At 46.5% G+C, this 353-nt stretch carries 1 protein-coding gene; it reads left to right on the top strand.

What is annotated here, in order from left to right; translation table 11 throughout:
• Window positions 1-257, top strand: a 257-nt coding sequence (locus QEH52_RS20335) for a hypothetical protein (protein ID WP_308952788.1), incomplete at its 5' end; no start/stop codon positions are given.
• Between the last annotated feature and the right edge of the window lie 96 nt (window positions 258-353).

Raw genomic sequence — 353 nt, 5'->3', positions numbered from 1 at the left:
CACGATCTACAGAAGAAATGAAACTTCGATTCACAATCATTCTCGGCTACACCACGATGTTCCTCTGGATCTGGATGCTAAGTGAATTAGAATCGACGGATCTGAGCGAAAAAGTAACACGGACTATACCCATGTGCGGCATGATGGGCACGATGTGGTTAATCTACCGACTTGAGTGCATGGCCAAAGAAAAGAAGAAAAAGGATTCAGAATCGAGCACTCGACAAACCACAATCAACCGAGCAAATGAAACGTAGATCCAGACGGAGCTGGTCAACCCCATTTACGCGTCAGATATTCGACAACCACTTAGACTACTAATCACTCGGGCTGGGTTGCCAGTCCTCCACGAT

Origin of the sequence: Thalassobacterium maritimum (assembly GCF_031127805.1) — a bacterium.
Lineage (GTDB): Bacteria > Verrucomicrobiota > Verrucomicrobiia > Opitutales > Coraliomargaritaceae > Thalassobacterium > Thalassobacterium maritimum.
The sequence above is the reverse complement of the archived record's forward strand: the minus strand, read 5'-3'. Positions and strand labels throughout refer to the sequence as shown.